The following is a 16121-nucleotide window of genomic DNA, read 5'->3' as shown; positions in this document are numbered from 1 at the left end:
TAGTATGTGTAATGTAAAAAAGATTATTCGTAAAGGGGAATGGGAAATGAACAAGGATATTCAATTTTTAAAAGAGTTGCAGCAGGAATTAAAAACACAGGAAACTGACGGAAATGCATCGCCACGGTTTTGGGTTATTAAAGATTATCGAATGGTTCCAGCTAGTGAAAAATACGACAGTGGGGAAGATGAACGATTCTTTAATGATGGTGATCATGTTACTTTTCATAAGTTTAGTGATTTGAAAGAGTTCTTGGTGGAATATTACAGTGTAGAAATTGATGAAGACCAGGGATTAAGGGTGCTTGTGTATGATGAAGGCGAGAGATTCGATGAGTTATGGGAGTATGTAGAAAGTAATTTAAATAATGATGGTTACTTTGATACAGCTTTTATGAAAGAAGAAGGTTTCATTGTTCCTGACACAATGTTTTTAACAAAAGAAGAAGCGAAAAATCATCTTAAACTAAATCACTACCACTATACTTCAAAAGCACATACTTACGCTATGACGGCTTGGAGAGCACCAAAAGTGGAACGATTGTTGAATATATTAGAAACATTTGATTGGGAGTTAATTAGTACAAAATAGTTATTTTATGATGGATAAATAAAAGAATCCGTTTGTTATAAACGGATTCTTCCCACAAGGTTTGCAAGAAATTCAAGGTAACTAGACCGGAGCACTTATTGAATTTCTTGTGATAATACTTTATGCAAAGGAATTAATAAGGTTAAAGAAATTTAAACAAAATCCTTATTTAACAATAAATAAAAAGAGTGCATTTTTATATGCACCCTTAGTAAGGTAGGTGAATGTCTTATGAGATATAGAAAATCTAAAAAATCGTAATCAGATTTTCACGAGTAATTTTTTATATTGTATGCCTTACTTGGAGTTATGGAGCATGTCATTAAAGAAAAGAGGCAAGTGGGATTTTAACAAAATCTTTGTTTAGTTAAAAAGAGGCCCTACAAACTAGGGCCAAAAGCGAAGTATCATCTTTAAAGTGAAAGTAAAAAGATTGATATGGGCTTATTCTATCACAAATCGGGATTTTAAAAAATTAAAATAAAATCTTTATTTAAAATAAAAAAGGTCCTAGGGGACTAGGACTTTTTTGAGAATAATACTAAAAAAAGGACTTTTATATTCTAACATATTGAGATCGTTATATATGTGACGAAAAAGTGAACAAAATCGTTATTTGAAAATAAATAAAAAAAGAGCACACATATAAGTGTGCTTCTAGACTAAAAGGTTTGAACGTATGGACTGGAGTGCCCTACACAATAATATATGCTTGTCTGATGAAAAGGTGAAAAGTTTTTTATAAAAACGCTATTTTAAAACAAAGGGGAATAGGGTATGAAAATGTTAGATCTATGTTCGGGAATTGCAGGAATAAGCATGGCAGCGGATTGGGCTGGGATTGATACAGCAGCCTTTTGCGAAATAGAAGAGTTCAATCAGAAAGTACTTAGAAAGAACTATCCTAACATTCCTATTTTCCCGGATTTATATAAACTTACGAAACAATCATTACTAGATGGAGGTGTTGACGTTGATTCAATTGGAGTTATTTCAGCAGGATATCCCTGTCAGGGAGAAAGCATGGCCGGAAAGAGAAAAGGTGCAGAAGACGAAAGATGGTTATGGCCAGAAGTCTTCCGACTCATCAGAGAACTCGGACCCACTTGGTTTGTTGGAGAAAATGTTGCTGGACACGTCACAATGGGCTTGGACACCGTGCTCTCCGACTTGGAAGAAGAAAACTACTCGACAAGGACGTTCGTATTACCGGCTGTCAGTGTCGGGGCGCCACATCAAAGATACCGGACATTTATTGTTGGCCACTCCAACGACAAGTCAAAATTACAAGCCGATCCGAGAGTTGTGCCCTTCAGAAGCAAACGGCAGCCACGGGAAAACATTGCCGGGGTCAATAGGGGAACACTTTCCAGAACATATTGGGAAGAAAATCAACCCTCAATTTGTGGAATGGATGATGGGACTGCCACAAGATTGGACGAAGATAGATTGAGGTTTCTGGGTAATGCGGTGGTGCCACAACAGATCTATCCGATATTTGAAGCGATAGCCAAGATTGAAGGTTTATTATAAAAATTTCATTTTGTAGAGAAATGAGGTGCTAGGATGAAAGGCTCTACAAAGTATCAATTATTAAAAGCTGATTTCGATCATGCTGTAAAGCAGCTTAAACAGAGGAATAAAGAAATTGGGCTTCTTAGAGCAAGTCGTGATTCATCTATACACGAATATCGCCAATTGTTTAACGAACGGATGAAACTTAAAGAGGAAATTGAGTTTTTAAAAGATGATGTTCAAATAAGGGATGAACATATTGAAAGACTCGAGAAGGAATTACAGGAATATAAAAGAGCAGCTAGCAAAGGCTAACTGCTCTACGAAAGAAACGTTAAGAAGAAAGTTCAATCATTAAGTGTTATTTATAGTATGGCCAAGATTTTGGGCTTTATTCAAGGGGGAATAAAGATTGGAAGATATAAAGTGGCATGAAGCAGAAGAGAATAATGATGGTATTAAGACAATTGCAATGATTGAACTTGATAAGAAATTAAAAGGTGTAACAATGTATGGATACAACAGGATAGTTGGTTATAACGGTATTTTAAAAGGTGAAAAAGTTTTCTATAAAGGAGAAGAATATACCGTGGTAATGGTATCGAGATTAGGGGACTTTGGTTTATCTAAAACAGGAGAATTGCCATACATTTTACGTGCTTGCCCAAAAGATGTTGTAAAAAAAATAAAAGAGCAGCTAGCAAAAGCTAACTACTCCTTTTGACAAAAGATTCCGGGCTGCCAACACTGTTAAGAAAGCAGCTTATAGATAGTATGCACAAAGTTATGCTAATTATTCAAATGAATAAAGGACAGCTAGCGGAAACTAACTGCCCAACCCTTAAAAAAAGGGAGGAATTAACGGGTATGTAAAAATTCCTCACCTATAGTGTTAACGAAATATTGAGTTTTATTCAGAAGGGACCGAAATATTGTGAGTAATTTTAACGGTGAGAAGTTAACGGAACTTCGGCATTTATTCGGAATGACTCAAGGACAAGTTGCTGAATTGTTAGAGGTTGATATTAATAAGTTGATTGAGATAGAGCGGTCAAGAATTATCCCATCGTTTAATCAAATACAAGTACTATGCAGAACATTTCATGTTAAATCAAAGTATTTTTATAGCAAATCATTTGTAACTAGTGTGGTAGATCCGAGTTATATTTCTTTTCGATACTAAAAAGGAGGTAGAGGGAAATGAGAGCAAGATATTGTGAGTATTTTATTAATTACACTTTTTATGATGAAAAAGACAAAAGTGAGTATGAGAGTAGCGCTACAATAACGATCACTAAGAAAATGAACAGAAATATGATATTTGCAATCGCCAATGATATAGAGGAAAGAAATAACGTTAAGGGCGTCATTATACGTAATTACCAATTACTTCGAGAAAAACGAGGGCGGAAAATTTAGAACAAAATAATCCTTTGGATAGAAAGTGAGGTTAAAAGAATGGAAGATAACGTAAAGCTATTAGGTGCAGATGGAATGTGTGGAATGGAGTTCACAGGAAATAAGGTTAATGTTTATAACGATGCAGGATACGTATTGGAAAGTATGGCAACAAAGGAGCATGTTCAGGAAGTTATTGACTTTCTTGAAGGTTGCAAAGAACTAATGAAATAGAAAGTGAGGCTGAGAGAATGAAAGCTTTGAAGAAAAGAAAAATTCGAAAAGCAATTGCTCGTCGTGCAAAAGATGTGGAAAAGTATCAAGTGAATAAAGCTTGGAGAAATATTTTTGTACAAGCTGGTATTTTAAAGTGAATGCAAACAGAATATAGTCCGGCTAGAAAACTAGAGGACACCAATTCATGAAAGCAGCAATTATGGCTGTTTTACGAATAGGTGTCCTTTTTATTTTGAAAAGGGAGATGGGGAAATGAAGGGGTTAAAGGATCAGTTACGTGAGTGGAAAAAGCAATCGAATCAAGAGAAAAAGAAAGCTAAAAAGAAACGAAAAGAGAAGTTAAGCACTCGTGATATTGAAGGGTTAATGGGAATCCATGGTCCGCGTTATGAACGTAGACGTGGAGCTTTAAGACAAAAGTAATTCAAAAATAAAAAGGAGTGGTCTTACATGACTAAACAATTATCTTTCTTACCAAAAATTGATAGAACAGCGACACAAGAGGAATTAGAAGGTGTGTTGGAAAGCGTACGTATACATAGACAATTTGGGATGATGCGTAAAGAAATGAAAGTCACTCCTTCTTATGAAATACGTGAGCATGGTCCTACACATACAGTTGGTAAGCCATTAGAAGATGTTGCTATAGCAAATATTCAACAAAGCAAACGAGAAGAGTGGCTTGAAAGAATGTCATTACGTATTGATCAGTTTCTAAATCGATTAGGAAATGGACGTGCAGGAATTATCCAAAGGGATATTATTTATAAACGTTATTTAGAAGAAGAGGATGTATGTGATTACATGGTTTATAACGAAATAGGGATGTCAGAGCGTACTTATCGACGTTGGAAGTCTAAGGCGTTTTATAAACTTGCTTTTGCACTTGGATTAGAAGTTTACGAGACAGAAGAAACGGGAGGTAATGAATAATGAATTTCGTTCAACCAATACGTGATCCAGAGCAAATACAGCAGCTAAAAGATTATTTTAAGGAGAAGAGCTTGCGTAATTACATTCTCTTCATTATGGGAATCAATACAGGCTTAAGAATCTCGGACATTTTGAAATTGAAGGTAGGAGATGTCAAAGGTAGTCATATCTCTATGAGAGAAAAGAAGACAGGAAAACAGAAACGAATACAAATCACTGCAGCATTGAAAAGAGAGTTTAAATGGTTCATTGAAGAAAGAGAAGATGATGAGTATTTGTTACAAAGTAGACAAGGTAAGAATCGTCCTATTGGTCGTAGTATGGCATATAAGATATTAAGTGAGGCAGCGGCAGAGTTTGGATTAGATGAAATAGGAACACATACACTGAGAAAGACGTACGGGTATCATATGTACATGCAAACGAAAAACATAGCATTACTCATGGAGATATTCAATCACTCATCAGAGAAGGTCACGTTACGTTACATAGGTGTAAACCAAGATGCAATGGATAAAGCAATGACTAGGTTTAAAATCTAATCATTGCTTTTTTCTTTTTAAATTTATACAGTTACTCATAATTTTCGTACTGTGTAACTCAAAAGAGAAAGTGAAATGAAATCAATGATAGCAAGGGCTGTGGCTTATGGCTCAGTTACACACAATATAAGATATGGGTAACTCATTAAGATAAAATTAATAAGAGAAGAATATAAAAATAAGTGGCAGAGTCGTGACCGCTTTTTGGCAGTAAATGTGCCGGTTGTTTTGGAATTCACGTGATATATTTGTATTGTGAGAAATGGCGGAAAACATTGCTCACAAAATTCCTGATAATTGAAAATGGATCGTCATAACCGGTGGCGATGGTTGCAGATGGGATGAATAGTTGTTTCTTGATTTCACATCCAACTGTAAATTATGTTATGCAAGCGGAGAAGGGCTTTTGCTCTTCTTCCAGTTACTTAATATTGCTGCAGCAGATGAATATAACGACATTAGGTAATTGGGAGAAGAATAAAACTTCATTTACCGTAATTGAAGTGTAAACAAATAATTAATCATAAAGCATCCATTCGGGTGCTTTTTTATTTTGAAGGAGGATGAAAAAAGATGGCTAAGAAACGAGTTCTAACTGTGGAAGTACTTCATGAAGTTCTTAAAAAGAACAATAAGGAACTATATGAAGCAGTGGTAAAAAGAGAAGAAGCGATTAAGAGTGGATGCGCCGATAAGATAAAGGAAGTTGAATATAAACTCGGTGTGGAGAGTGGAGAAGCATTATTGTTATTGAATCTAATTTATTATTTAGAAGGAAAAATTGAATTAGAACAAATTGTATAAAAGTGTTGCTAATAAAGGAGGATGAAAAATGAGTGAACAAAAGAGCGCATTATCAGTGAAGGTAGAAGTTGATACAAAAGAAGCGAAAGAGAACGTTAAGGAATTGACTGCCGCGGTTAATGAATGTGTGGAAGCATTCGAGAAGTTGGGAAGTGTTATGGGTAGATTTACGAATGAAATAAATCCTTTATTTATAGAAGTACCTGTTGTTTTAAATGGTAAAACGATAGCTCAAAAAGTTAGTGAGCTTATCGAAATTAAGGAAAGGTTTTAACCTGAGGTGATAATAAATGAAACTAACTAAACAAGAACAAGCGGTTATAATCAGCACATTCATTTCGATGTTAGGAACAGATCTTGTAAATGAGCGTATCGATAAACAAAAATTAGAAAGTGTGCTTCCTATCTTTAATGAGATGGAAGATAACACAACACCAAAGCAAAGAAGAGAAGCAATGGTTAGTTTGCTCAATAAAACAATAAATGAATTTTTAAAACAATAGCCACAAAAAAGGAAAAGCAACTCGCATGGGGGCGAATCACTTTTCCTGATGGCAATGTTAACTTTATTATAACAATTTGTATTTATTTGTAAATATATAATCGGAATATTCTTTTAAAGGAGAGTGAAGATAATGGAATTAACTAAGACTGAGATAGCTGTCGCTATTAGTATGTTTAATGTGGCATTAGGTGAAGATGAGTTTGGGAATTATCTTGAGAAGTGTACGAGTGAACATTCATTAGAACAATTCGTTGAAATAACTGAACACATCGCTAATAATACAACAATAAATGAGATGAGAGAATCTAGTGTAAGTGTAATAAATAAGCTTATTCAGGGTTTATTAGAAGAATAAGGAGTGAGGATAAATGCAAGTCTACTGTTCTAACTGCAATGAAGATTACGATATGCAACCACAAGTAGCACAGCTTCCAAAAGGAATTGAGAAGTGTTTCTATATTTGTCCTCATTGTGGCCATGAGCATGTTGCTGCATATGTGAACGATAAGATTCGTAAACATCAAGCGGATATAGCTAAGTGTCATGAGCGGATTAATAAAAAGAATATGGCCATCGGGGATGAAATGAAACGATTGAGGAAGAAGATGGAGGGAAGTAAATGATGATATTAACCTATCTTATTATTGGTTTACTTTATAGTTCCATTACAATGTATCCAGTTGCGAGAAACGTTGGACAACGAAAGAAACATGACGGTGTATATATAGTAAGTACATTTATCATTTCTATTGCATTTACCATTTGTCTCGCTCCTTTCTGGATTATTCTTCTTGGGTTTAATATAGCGAAGTTGTTTTATAAATGGAAGAATAGAAACCAAATGAAGTGTGAATGTTTTAATTGCGGTGATGAATCAACAATAGATATAGTAACAGGCGCTGGTAATCGTTGTTCTAAATGTAATGGTATAACAATACCTAAAGCGTCAGGTGGTACACATGCCAAGTAAACCATTCAAGCCGTGTAAGTCATTAGGTTGCAATGAACTGACACGGGATAAGTATTGTATTAAGCACCAAGATAAAGTACAAGAGAACACAAGATACTATGACAAGTACATACGAAACAAAAGCTCACGTTCATTCTACAACTCAAGATTGTGGAAGGATATGCGTGAGCTTATTTATCGTAGAGATCATGGTTTATGTGTTCAATGTAGAAGTAATGACATCATTAAGATAGGTGATGTAGTCGATCACATCATACCTATTCGAGTAGATTGGTCAAAACGATTAGAACCAACTAACTTACAAACACTCTGTCATGCTTGCCATAACAAAAAAACAAAAGAAGACGAGAAGAAAAACAGAAAATGATTGGAAAGAAAAAATTTACAAACAACCCCCCACCATGAAAAAGCAAAAGGCGAATCCCTGGAGACCGCCGCCTAGCTTTCCGTGCAAAAAATTCGTTTTATTTCATAAAAGGGGGTTCAACTAAAGGAGGTGGTTCACATGGGACGAAAAGCGAAACCGATTCATTTGCAAATACTTGAAGGTAATAAAAACAGATTAACTAAACAGGAAATAGAACAACGAGTGAAGGCTGAGCAGAGTATTCAACCGAAAACGAATAGAATAAAAGCTCCAACTTGGTTAAATGCAGTAGCTAAAAAAGAATTCAATCGTATTTCTAAAGAATTAATGGAATTAGATCTTATTACAAATGTAGATATTAATGCTTTGGCGGCTTATTGTGATGCCTACTCTGATTATGTTGAATGTACAAAAATTATTAGTGAAGAAGGGTTAATGGTAGAGTACACAAATAAAGCAGCTGAAACCAATAAAGTGCCACACCCTTTATTAACTAAAAAGAAACAATTGCATGAGCAAATGAAGTCGTTAGCAATTGAATTTGGGTTAACACCAAGTTCCAGAGCATCTTTGGCAAAACCTAAGGGTGACGACAAACCTAAAACCAATGCAGAAAAGCGGTTTGGTGATAGGGTATGAGGTTAGAAGAAAGACTAATGCAATATGTTTATGATATTTCGGACGGTAACATATTGGCTTGTAAGAAACATAAATGGGCTTGTGAGCGTTTTTTAAGAGATTTAGAACGTACACAAGAGGATGAGTGTCCATTCTATTTTGATATTGAACAGCTATATGATTTTTATGAGTGGTGCAAGCAATTTAAACATTTTAAAGGTGTATTAGCAGGGCAATATATTGAATTAACCGATTTTCAGTTATTCGTAGCAGCTAATATATTTTGTTTTCTTATTAAAACTACAAATAATAGACGTTTTCTACGTGTATTTATTGAACTTGCACGAAAAAATGCAAAATCGCAATTCTTGGCCCTTATTGCTTCTTATATAACTTTTTTATCTGACCAACAAGAAGAATGTTATATAGCTGGTTGGGATAGACAACAATCAAGCCTTGTGTACAATGATATTTTAAAACAACTAGGCGCTTGTGATATGTTATCTAAAAAATATAAGGACTCTTATGGGAAAATCACGCATATAAAAAGTGGTTCAACAATAACACCACTTTCTAAAGAAGCAAAAAAGACTGGTGATGGTACAAATCCATCGCTTGGTATCGTTGATGAATATCATGCTCATGATACTAGCGAGATTTATGATGTAATTGATTCAGGAATGGGTGCACGTGAGAATACATTGATGTTCATTATCACCACAGCGGGATTTAATATCAATGGCCCTTGTTACAAGGAGTATAAATACTGTTCGAGGATATTAGATCCAAACGATTTAGGTGTGGAAAATGATGAGTATTTTGTTGTTATTTGTGAACTTGATAAAGATGATGATATCAAGGATGAAACTAATTGGATAAAAGCTAATCCAATAGTAGCAACTTATGAAGCTGGGATGAAGAAGCTACGAAGTGATTTAAAAGTCGCTCTTGATAACCCTGAAAAAATGCGCTCTTTTCTAACAAAACGTATGAATATATGGGTTAACAGGAAAGAGAATGGTTATATGGATATGTCCAAATGGAATAAGTGTGATGAAGTAATAGAGCTATCTGAATTAAAAGGTATGGAATGCACAGTAGGGGCTGATTTATCAGCAAAAATTGACTTGACTAGTGTGGATTTTGAATTTAAGAAAGATGAAAAATACATTGTAATTAGTCATAGTTTTATACCGGAGGATACTTTATCCGAAAAAATGAAAACAGATAAAGTACCATATGACATTTGGGCGCAGCAAGGTTGGATTACTGTAACACCTGGTTCAGTAGTGGACTATAATTTTGTCAAAGAATATATAAAAACTATGGAATCAGATAATGATTTTAAAATAAAGGAAATATGTGCTGATCCATGGAATGCAACTCAATTTATGCAAGACATGGAAGCGGAAGGGTATGTAGTTGTAGAAATCCGACAAGGTATGGCTACTTTATCAGGACCCACAAAAGACTTTCGTGAGCAAGTGTATCAAAAGAAAATTATTCATAATAACAATCCAGTGTTGAATTGGGCAATTGGAAATGCAGTTACTAAACAAGATGCCAACGAAAACATTATGTTGGACAAGTCAAAGGCAACAGAAAGAATTGACCCGATAGCGGCTGTAATTAACTCACACGTTCGCTGTATGCTCAATTCTGGTGAGATGGATTTAAATTCATATATTTTAAGTCAAAATTTCTCATTCTAGGAGGAATTACATGCGGTTTTTAAGATTCTTTTTTAGTATTTTAGATGATATTTTATTTGTTTCAGGGTTGTCCATTATTATAGGGACGACTTTTTTTATTAATCCAATATACGGATGGTATTTACTAGGTGTTATTCTCACAATGTTGGGGGTGGTGATGATAAGAAGATAGAAAGGAGGTGAAACTTTTGATTTTTCGGCATTTATTTAGGAATCAGGACACGACGGATTTAAAAAATCCTTCTCCTTGGTTTAAAAGTTTATTTGGATATCAAGCCGCAAGCGGTGAAAAGGTAACGGTTGAGTCCTCTTTAGGTGTTCCGACAGTTTATCGGTGTATTAACATCCTTGCAAATAGTGTTGCGATGCTTCCGTTTCAAACGTTTAAAAAGACAGCGAAGGGAAGGGAACGTGATAAGGCACATCAAGTGTCTTTTGTTCTAGAAAGAAGACCAAACCCTTATCAAAGTCCATTCAAATTTAAACATTTAATAGAAACACACCGTAATACATGGGGAAATGCCTACATCAACATTCATTGGGGTATGGATGGGAGACCAAAAGAATTATGGGTACTGAATCCAGCTGTTACAACGCCAACTGTGGACCTAAAGACTAATAAGTTATGGTATTTCACTAGTTTGCCAGACGGTACACCTATAAAAATACCTGATGATGACATTATTCATCTTACTACATTATCTACTGATGGTTTAAAGGGGAAACCGCCTATTCAAATTGCAAGGGAGTCTATAGGTAGCTCGCAGGCGGCCCAAAAGTTTAAAGGTAAGTTCTTTACAAACGGTGCAGCGCATAGTGGGATATTAAAAACGCAACAAGCACTTGGTAAAGAAGCGAAAGATGTTCTTCGTGATGCATGGGAAGAGGCAAATACAGGATTAAATAATGCTCAAAGGATTGCCATTTTAGATGCTGGTTTAGAATTTGAGAAGGTTGGGATGCCTTTAAAAGATGCTCAATTTATTGAAGGTATGAAGTTCGATAAAGGTGAGATTGCAAACATCTTTAATATTCCTTTGCACATGATTAATGAGTTGGATCGTGCTACTTTCTCCAACATTGAACAACAGGCATTGGACTTTATTCAAAATACATTGAGCCCAATTCTTATTCAGTATGAAGAAGAATTTTCCTATAAAGCTTTTTCATTTAATGAGCAAAAAAAATATTATTTAAAGTTTAATCTAACAAGTTTACTTCGCGCTGATTCTAAATCACGAGCAGAATTCTATAAAATTATGTTGGATGCTGGTGCTTTCTCAATTAATAAAGTGCTAGAACTAGAAGATATGGATGGAATCGGAGAACATGGTGACAAACATCGTGTAGATTTAAACCATGTATCCATTGAAATTGCGGATGAATACCAATTAGCAAAAGCTAATGGGAACTTACAGCAGAAAGGGGGTGAGGACAATTAAAGATGTGTTTACTATTAAAAATCAAACAGATTATTCAGCGGATTTATTCATTTATGGTGACATCATAAATAATACCGGATGGAAATGGGACGATTCCGACGTTATGCCTGATGATGTGAAAAATATTCTAGGTCAGTTGGATGATAAAAGTAACTTAAATATCTATGTAAATAGTGGTGGCGGCTCTGTGTTTGCTGGTTTGGCTATTTATAATATGCTGAAACGAAATAAAGCGCAAAAAACTGTTTATGTGGATGGCGTTGCAGCATCTATTGCTTCAGTTATTGCTTTAGCTGGTGATCGCGTTGTTGTTCCCTCCAATGCATTCTTAATGATTCACAAGCCATGGACCGTTGGTGTAGGTAATGCAAATGACCTTCGTAAAATGGCAGAGGACTTAGACAATATTGAGTCAGGAATTATGAATGTATACAAAGAAAACTTAAAAGAAGGTATTGAAATCGAAGAAATTCAACAATTAGTAGACGCCGAGACCTGGTTAAGTGGTGAGGAAGCTGAAAAATACTTCAATATTGAAGTTGTGGAAGCAAAAGAAGTTGCAGCATGTATGAGTGATTACTTTGATAAATACCAAAAAACACCTAGTAAAGTAGTAGCAAAATCTCCTTCTATTCCAAAGAAGGATAATAATGAACAATTAAAAATCCAAAATGCACTAGACCTGTTAGAACTATAGGTCTATTTTTTGTGCCAATACAAGGAGGAAATACCGAATGGATAAACATGAACAAGAATTACGTCAAAAAGTTGCTGATTTAAAAGCTAAGGCTGAAGAGTTTAACAACAGTGGTAAATATGAAGATGCAAAAGCTAAAATTGAGGAAGCGAAGAACGCGAAAAATGAACTAGCTAACTATCTAGCGATGAAACAAATTCAAGTTCCTGATCCTGTAAATTCACAAACAGGAGCATTGGTTCCAGATTCAATTAAAAATGAAAATCCATCATACAAAGAAGTATTTATGAAAGCTATTCGTGGTCAAAATCTAACTCATGAAGAAGCAAGCGTTATGCAGGAATATAAAGCAGCATTATCTGAGAATACAGGTCAAGATGGCGGTTATATTGTTCCGGAAGATATTACAACAACTATTAATCAGTTAAAACAAACGGTTGATAGCTTAGAACAGTATGTAAATGTACAACCTGTTTCAACAAATAAAGGGGCCCGTACATTAGAAAAGCGCGCAGCGTCTACACCATTTGCTCCATTATCCGAGTATGGGAAACCAAATGCGATGCAAGAAATTGCTTCACCACAATTTGATCGTTTATCCTACGCTATTGAAGATTACGCTGGATTTTTACCAGTACCAAATGATTTATTAGATGATACAGATCAAGCTCTAGAAAGTTATCTACGTCAATGGATTGCGAAAAAATCAATTGCAACTCGAAACTATCTGATTTTACAAGAAGTCGAGAAGCTGACAAAAGTTGATTTAAAGGATTATAACGGACTTAAAACAACACTAAACGTTACGCTTGATCCAATCTTTGCAGCATCAGCTAACATTATTACAAACCAAGATGGATTCAATTACTTAGATCAACTAGAAGATAAGAATGGTCGACCATTACTTCAACCAGATCCAACAAACCCAACTCGTAAATTGTTTGCTGGTAAGCCAGTTATTGTCTTATCAAATAAAACGATTGCTACAGATAAGGATGGAAAAGCGCCATTCATTGTTGGTGATCTAAAAGAAGCAATTGTTCTTTGGGATAGAAAGCAATTATCCATTGACATGACAAAAGAAGGTGGCAACGCTTGGAGAACAAACACTTCTGAATTCCGTGCGATTGAACGTGAAGACGTTACATTATGGGATACAGAAGCGGTTGTATATGGACAAATTACGGTTGCACCTAAAACAGGAGCTTAATAGAGTAGGAGGTGTCCTCCTTGGTACTGAAATTAGAGGAGGCTAAAGAGTATCTTCGTGTGGATGGGAATGAGGAGGACATGCTCATTACATCCTTAATAACAGCAGCTGAACAATATATTAAAAACTCAACAAGTAAAGATGTGAATTTGAATGACGAGCTTGCTAAATTGGCAGCTCGTATTTTAATTGCTCATTGGTATGAAAATCGTGAGCCGGTTGGCAAGACTGGAAAACTATCATTTAGCTTACAGTCAATATTAATTCAGTTGCAATATAGTGTAGGTGATTCCACATGAATCCAGGCAAATTAGATAAACGTCTTACATTCCAAGTAATAGACGAGGATGCAAAGAACACAGACGGTGATCCAATAGAAGGATATAAGGATTCTTTTACTGTATGGGGCTCTTTTATTTTTTTAAAGGGAAGAAAATACTTTGAAGCAGCCGCAGCTAACAGTGAAGTGCAGGGTGAAACAGAAATCCGATTTCGCACAGATGTGAATGCTAACATGAAAATTAAGTATAAGAATACGATTTATGACATTCTTTCGGTTATTCCAACTGAAAAACACACGTTATCAATCATGTGGAAGCGTGGTGGAATGAATGGCTGATGGTGTAGATTTGTTAGGTTTTGATCGTTTAGTTACTGAATTAAATCAAATGGGGTTACGTGGAGAGGAAATTGAAGATAAAGCTCTTGCAGCTGGTGGTGAGCCTATTCGAAAAGCTATTTCAGAAATAGCACCAAGAAGTGATAGTCCTAAAAGGGCAACAAAAAGCGAACCGTGGCGTACAGGTCAACATTTAGCTGATAATATACGAGTTACAAAAGCAAAAATGGAAGGCGGCGTAAAAACTATCAAGATTGGGATAGATAAAGCGGATCGTTCCCCATATTTCTATGGAAAGTTCATAGAATGGGGAACATCTAAAATGCCAGCTCAACCATTTATAGAACCGGGCTTTAATTCTTCAAAAGAAGCAGCAATTCGCGCTATGACAGACATTTTGAAGAATGAAATGAGGTTAAATTTATGATGAATTTACGCCCTGAAATTTTGCAAGCTCTTGAAAATAATCAGGAGCTTGTTTCTTTATTAGGTGGAAAACGCGTTTATTATCGTAAAGCTAAAAATGCTGAAGAGTTTCCGCGGATTACATTCTTTGAATTAGATAATAGGCCAGATAGATTTGCAGATAATGAAGAAAGTGAAAGTGAAATTACTTTCCAAATTGATATTTGGTCAAAAGGTAGTACAACAGCAATCCATCAAAAAGTGAATGAAGTCATGAAAAGTATTGGTTTCTCACGCTATAAGGTTGCTGATTTATATGAAGATGATACACAAATTTTTCATTACGCGATGCGATTCGCGAAAGGAGTGGAATTATAGATGGCTGGAGAAATTATTACAATTAGTTCGACTGTCGGTGTCGATAATCTTGTTTACGCAAAACTGTTGAAAGATGATGCAACTGGTGTTAATTACGATACAGTAAAGAAGATGGAGGGTGCTGTAAAGGTTAAAACATCTAAAAAAGTAGCTTCTGAGATTATGTGGAGCGATAACAAGAAATCAGAAATTGCTGAATCTGATGGTGAAGTTGAAGTTGAAATTGAAGTTAGGGGACTTTCACTATCCACTAAAGCCGATATCGAAGGATATCCAGAAGTTAAAGATGGCGTTTTAGATGAGAAACGCTTGGGAGAAAAGCCATATTTAGCAATTGGCTATCGCTTTTTAAAAGCTAATGGTAAATATCGTTATGTTTGGTTACTCAAAGGGAAGCTTTCACAAGAGGAAGAAGAAGCTGAAACTAAGAAAGATAAACCAAACTTCCAAACTACAAAACTTAAAGGTTCATTCATTGAACGTGATTTTGATGATAGACCAAAATTTACAGCAGATGCTGATGAACCTACATTTACAAAAACTGTAGGAGATACTTGGTTTAGTAAGGTATATGAAAAAACAGCAGTTAAGTAAGATGAGGGAGCAAAAGCTCTCTCTTTTTTATTAAATTTAGGAGGGAAAAATTATGAAATTAACTTTAATGATTAATAAAGAAAAACAAACTTTTAATATGCCAGAATTTATTCCGGCTCGCCTTATCCGTCAGGCTCCTGAGCTTGCTGAAATCCCAAACAATCCTGGTCCAGAAGATATGGATAAAATGGTGCAATTCGTGGTGAAAGTTTATGATGGTCAATTTACATTAGATCAATATTGGGATGGTGTGGATGCCCGCAAATTCTTATCTACAACTTCAGATGTAATCAATGCAATTATAAATGAAACTGTGGAAGCGGCTGGTGGAAATCCTGTATCTGGAGAAGCAGAAAACCCAAACGCGTAGAGGGAGGTGGGCTAACGTTCAGTGAATTTATGGACGAGCTTTACCTCTCTTTATTACGTCAGGGATATAAACATCATCATATCGATAACGAAATGGATATTTGGCATTATTTAAGATTGAATCAAAAGTATCGTGAACAAGGTAACTCAAATGGGGAAAGTCAAAGTTCAAATGAAATTGAAGTTCCAGCAGAAAACATTATCTAACAAAGGG

Annotated in this window: 31 protein-coding genes; all 31 read left to right on the top strand. The window is 35.3% G+C overall.

Annotated features, from left to right (window positions below; all coding sequences use genetic code 11):
• Nucleotides 1–46: 46 nt before the first annotated feature.
• The 31 genes from MKY00_RS19405 (at nt 47) to MKY00_RS19255 (ending at nt 16114) form a co-directional block, all read left to right on the top strand.
• Nucleotides 47–592: a hypothetical protein gene (locus MKY00_RS19405; RefSeq protein WP_001030638.1), complete on the top strand. Its 546-nt coding sequence runs from the start codon at nt 47–49 to the stop codon at nt 590–592.
• 777 nt (nt 593–1369) lie between these two features.
• Entirely contained in the window at nt 1370–2125 is a 756-nt protein-coding gene (locus MKY00_RS19400; RefSeq protein ID WP_016718365.1) for a DNA cytosine methyltransferase, read from the top strand.
• 33 nt (nt 2126–2158) lie between these two features.
• The gene (locus MKY00_RS19395; RefSeq protein ID WP_016718364.1) at nt 2159–2422 is read left to right on the top strand and encodes a hypothetical protein; all 264 of its coding nucleotides are present in this window, start codon (nt 2159–2161) and stop codon (nt 2420–2422) included.
• 97 nt (nt 2423–2519) lie between these two features.
• Nucleotides 2520–2831, top strand: a complete 312-nt coding sequence (locus tag MKY00_RS19390; RefSeq protein WP_061182770.1) for a hypothetical protein — start codon at nt 2520–2522, stop codon at nt 2829–2831.
• Between the two features lie 210 nt (nt 2832–3041).
• Nucleotides 3042–3290 (top strand): helix-turn-helix transcriptional regulator, encoded by a 249-nt coding sequence (locus MKY00_RS19385; protein WP_016718362.1) that lies wholly within the window; start codon nt 3042–3044, stop codon nt 3288–3290.
• Nucleotides 3291–3307: 17 nt separating this feature from the next.
• A complete protein-coding gene (locus MKY00_RS19380) occupies nt 3308–3526 on the top strand; it encodes a hypothetical protein (protein ID WP_016718361.1) in 219 nt (72 codons plus the stop codon).
• Nucleotides 3527–3565: 39 nt separating this feature from the next.
• Nucleotides 3566–3739 carry a hypothetical protein gene (locus tag MKY00_RS19375; protein WP_016718360.1) on the top strand — a complete coding sequence of 58 codons (174 nt, stop codon included), beginning with the start codon at nt 3566–3568 and terminating at the stop codon, nt 3737–3739.
• 17 nt (nt 3740–3756) lie between these two features.
• Nucleotides 3757–3879 (top strand): DUF3983 domain-containing protein, encoded by a 123-nt coding sequence (locus tag MKY00_RS19370; RefSeq protein WP_000645582.1) that lies wholly within the window; start codon nt 3757–3759, stop codon nt 3877–3879.
• 115 nt (nt 3880–3994) lie between these two features.
• Nucleotides 3995–4165, top strand: a complete 171-nt coding sequence (locus MKY00_RS19365; RefSeq protein WP_016718359.1) for a hypothetical protein — start codon at nt 3995–3997, stop codon at nt 4163–4165.
• A gap of 27 nt (nt 4166–4192) precedes the next feature.
• The gene (locus MKY00_RS19360; protein ID WP_016718358.1) at nt 4193–4675 is read left to right on the top strand and encodes an ArpU family phage packaging/lysis transcriptional regulator; all 483 of its coding nucleotides are present in this window, start codon (nt 4193–4195) and stop codon (nt 4673–4675) included.
• Nucleotides 4675–5217 carry a site-specific integrase gene (locus MKY00_RS19355; RefSeq protein ID WP_016718357.1) on the top strand — a complete coding sequence of 181 codons (543 nt, stop codon included), beginning with the start codon at nt 4675–4677 and terminating at the stop codon, nt 5215–5217. Before MKY00_RS19360 ends, MKY00_RS19355 begins: the two co-directional genes overlap by 1 nt.
• Before the next feature lie 326 nt (nt 5218–5543).
• Nucleotides 5544–5726 (top strand): hypothetical protein, encoded by a 183-nt coding sequence (locus MKY00_RS19350; protein WP_012580599.1) that lies wholly within the window; start codon nt 5544–5546, stop codon nt 5724–5726.
• Between the two features lie 64 nt (nt 5727–5790).
• The gene (locus tag MKY00_RS19345) at nt 5791–6021 is read left to right on the top strand and encodes a hypothetical protein (RefSeq protein ID WP_001085620.1); all 231 of its coding nucleotides are present in this window, start codon (nt 5791–5793) and stop codon (nt 6019–6021) included.
• A 28-nt stretch (nt 6022–6049) separates the two neighbouring features.
• On the top strand, nt 6050–6295 hold the full coding sequence (locus MKY00_RS19340) for a hypothetical protein (RefSeq protein ID WP_000003258.1): 246 nt from the start codon (nt 6050–6052) through the stop codon (nt 6293–6295).
• Between the two features lie 16 nt (nt 6296–6311).
• Nucleotides 6312–6524: a hypothetical protein gene (locus MKY00_RS19335; RefSeq protein WP_016718356.1), complete on the top strand. Its 213-nt coding sequence runs from the start codon at nt 6312–6314 to the stop codon at nt 6522–6524.
• Nucleotides 6525–6656: 132 nt separating this feature from the next.
• Nucleotides 6657–6881: a hypothetical protein gene (locus tag MKY00_RS19330; RefSeq protein ID WP_016718355.1), complete on the top strand. Its 225-nt coding sequence runs from the start codon at nt 6657–6659 to the stop codon at nt 6879–6881.
• 13 nt (nt 6882–6894) lie between these two features.
• Nucleotides 6895–7149 carry a hypothetical protein gene (locus MKY00_RS19325; RefSeq protein ID WP_016718354.1) on the top strand — a complete coding sequence of 85 codons (255 nt, stop codon included), beginning with the start codon at nt 6895–6897 and terminating at the stop codon, nt 7147–7149.
• Nucleotides 7146–7496 (top strand): hypothetical protein, encoded by a 351-nt coding sequence (locus MKY00_RS19320; RefSeq protein ID WP_016718353.1) that lies wholly within the window; start codon nt 7146–7148, stop codon nt 7494–7496. Before MKY00_RS19325 ends, MKY00_RS19320 begins: the two co-directional genes overlap by 4 nt.
• The gene (locus tag MKY00_RS19315) at nt 7486–7863 is read left to right on the top strand and encodes an HNH endonuclease (protein WP_074543762.1); all 378 of its coding nucleotides are present in this window, start codon (nt 7486–7488) and stop codon (nt 7861–7863) included. Before MKY00_RS19320 ends, MKY00_RS19315 begins: the two co-directional genes overlap by 11 nt.
• Nucleotides 7864–7992: 129 nt before the next feature.
• Entirely contained in the window at nt 7993–8502 is a 510-nt protein-coding gene (locus MKY00_RS19310; protein ID WP_029141185.1) for a phage terminase small subunit P27 family, read from the top strand.
• A complete protein-coding gene (locus tag MKY00_RS19305) occupies nt 8499–10193 on the top strand; it encodes a terminase large subunit (RefSeq protein WP_016718352.1) in 1695 nt (564 codons plus the stop codon). The genes MKY00_RS19310 and MKY00_RS19305 overlap by 4 nt, the downstream gene beginning before the upstream one ends.
• Nucleotides 10194–10381: 188 nt before the next feature.
• Nucleotides 10382–11635, top strand: a complete 1254-nt coding sequence (locus MKY00_RS19300) for a phage portal protein (RefSeq protein ID WP_074585830.1) — start codon at nt 10382–10384, stop codon at nt 11633–11635.
• The gene (locus tag MKY00_RS19295; RefSeq protein ID WP_074585829.1) at nt 11622–12332 is read left to right on the top strand and encodes a head maturation protease, ClpP-related; all 711 of its coding nucleotides are present in this window, start codon (nt 11622–11624) and stop codon (nt 12330–12332) included. The genes MKY00_RS19300 and MKY00_RS19295 overlap by 14 nt, the downstream gene beginning before the upstream one ends.
• A gap of 37 nt (nt 12333–12369) precedes the next feature.
• Nucleotides 12370–13542, top strand: a complete 1173-nt coding sequence (locus tag MKY00_RS19290; RefSeq protein ID WP_016718346.1) for a phage major capsid protein — start codon at nt 12370–12372, stop codon at nt 13540–13542.
• Between the two features lie 20 nt (nt 13543–13562).
• Complete coding sequence (locus tag MKY00_RS19285) at nt 13563–13841, top strand: head-tail connector protein (protein WP_016718345.1); 279 nt, start codon at nt 13563–13565, stop codon at nt 13839–13841.
• Nucleotides 13838–14161 carry a phage head closure protein gene (locus tag MKY00_RS19280; protein ID WP_016718344.1) on the top strand — a complete coding sequence of 108 codons (324 nt, stop codon included), beginning with the start codon at nt 13838–13840 and terminating at the stop codon, nt 14159–14161. Before MKY00_RS19285 ends, MKY00_RS19280 begins: the two co-directional genes overlap by 4 nt.
• Complete coding sequence (locus MKY00_RS19275; protein WP_016718343.1) at nt 14154–14588, top strand: HK97-gp10 family putative phage morphogenesis protein; 435 nt, start codon at nt 14154–14156, stop codon at nt 14586–14588. The genes MKY00_RS19280 and MKY00_RS19275 overlap by 8 nt, the downstream gene beginning before the upstream one ends.
• Nucleotides 14585–14944, top strand: coding sequence for a tail completion protein gp17 (gene gp17, locus MKY00_RS19270; protein WP_016718342.1), 360 nt, complete (start codon nt 14585–14587; stop codon nt 14942–14944). The genes MKY00_RS19275 and gp17 overlap by 4 nt, the downstream gene beginning before the upstream one ends.
• Nucleotides 14945–15538 (top strand): major tail protein, encoded by a 594-nt coding sequence (locus tag MKY00_RS19265; protein WP_016718341.1) that lies wholly within the window; start codon nt 14945–14947, stop codon nt 15536–15538.
• A 52-nt stretch (nt 15539–15590) separates the two neighbouring features.
• A complete protein-coding gene (gene gpG, locus MKY00_RS19260; RefSeq protein WP_016718340.1) occupies nt 15591–15908 on the top strand; it encodes a phage tail assembly chaperone G in 318 nt (105 codons plus the stop codon).
• Nucleotides 15909–15937: 29 nt separating this feature from the next.
• A complete protein-coding gene (locus tag MKY00_RS19255; protein ID WP_016718339.1) occupies nt 15938–16114 on the top strand; it encodes a hypothetical protein in 177 nt (58 codons plus the stop codon).
• The last annotated feature ends 7 nt before the right edge of the window (nt 16115–16121 follow it).

The sequence above is a fragment of the Bacillus sp. FSL R9-9834 genome, from assembly GCF_038006905.1.
GTDB classification, from domain to species: Bacteria; Bacillota; Bacilli; order Bacillales; family Bacillaceae_G; genus Bacillus_A; species Bacillus_A pacificus.
Note: the sequence above shows the minus strand (reverse complement) of the source record. Positions and strands in the feature narration are given on the sequence as shown.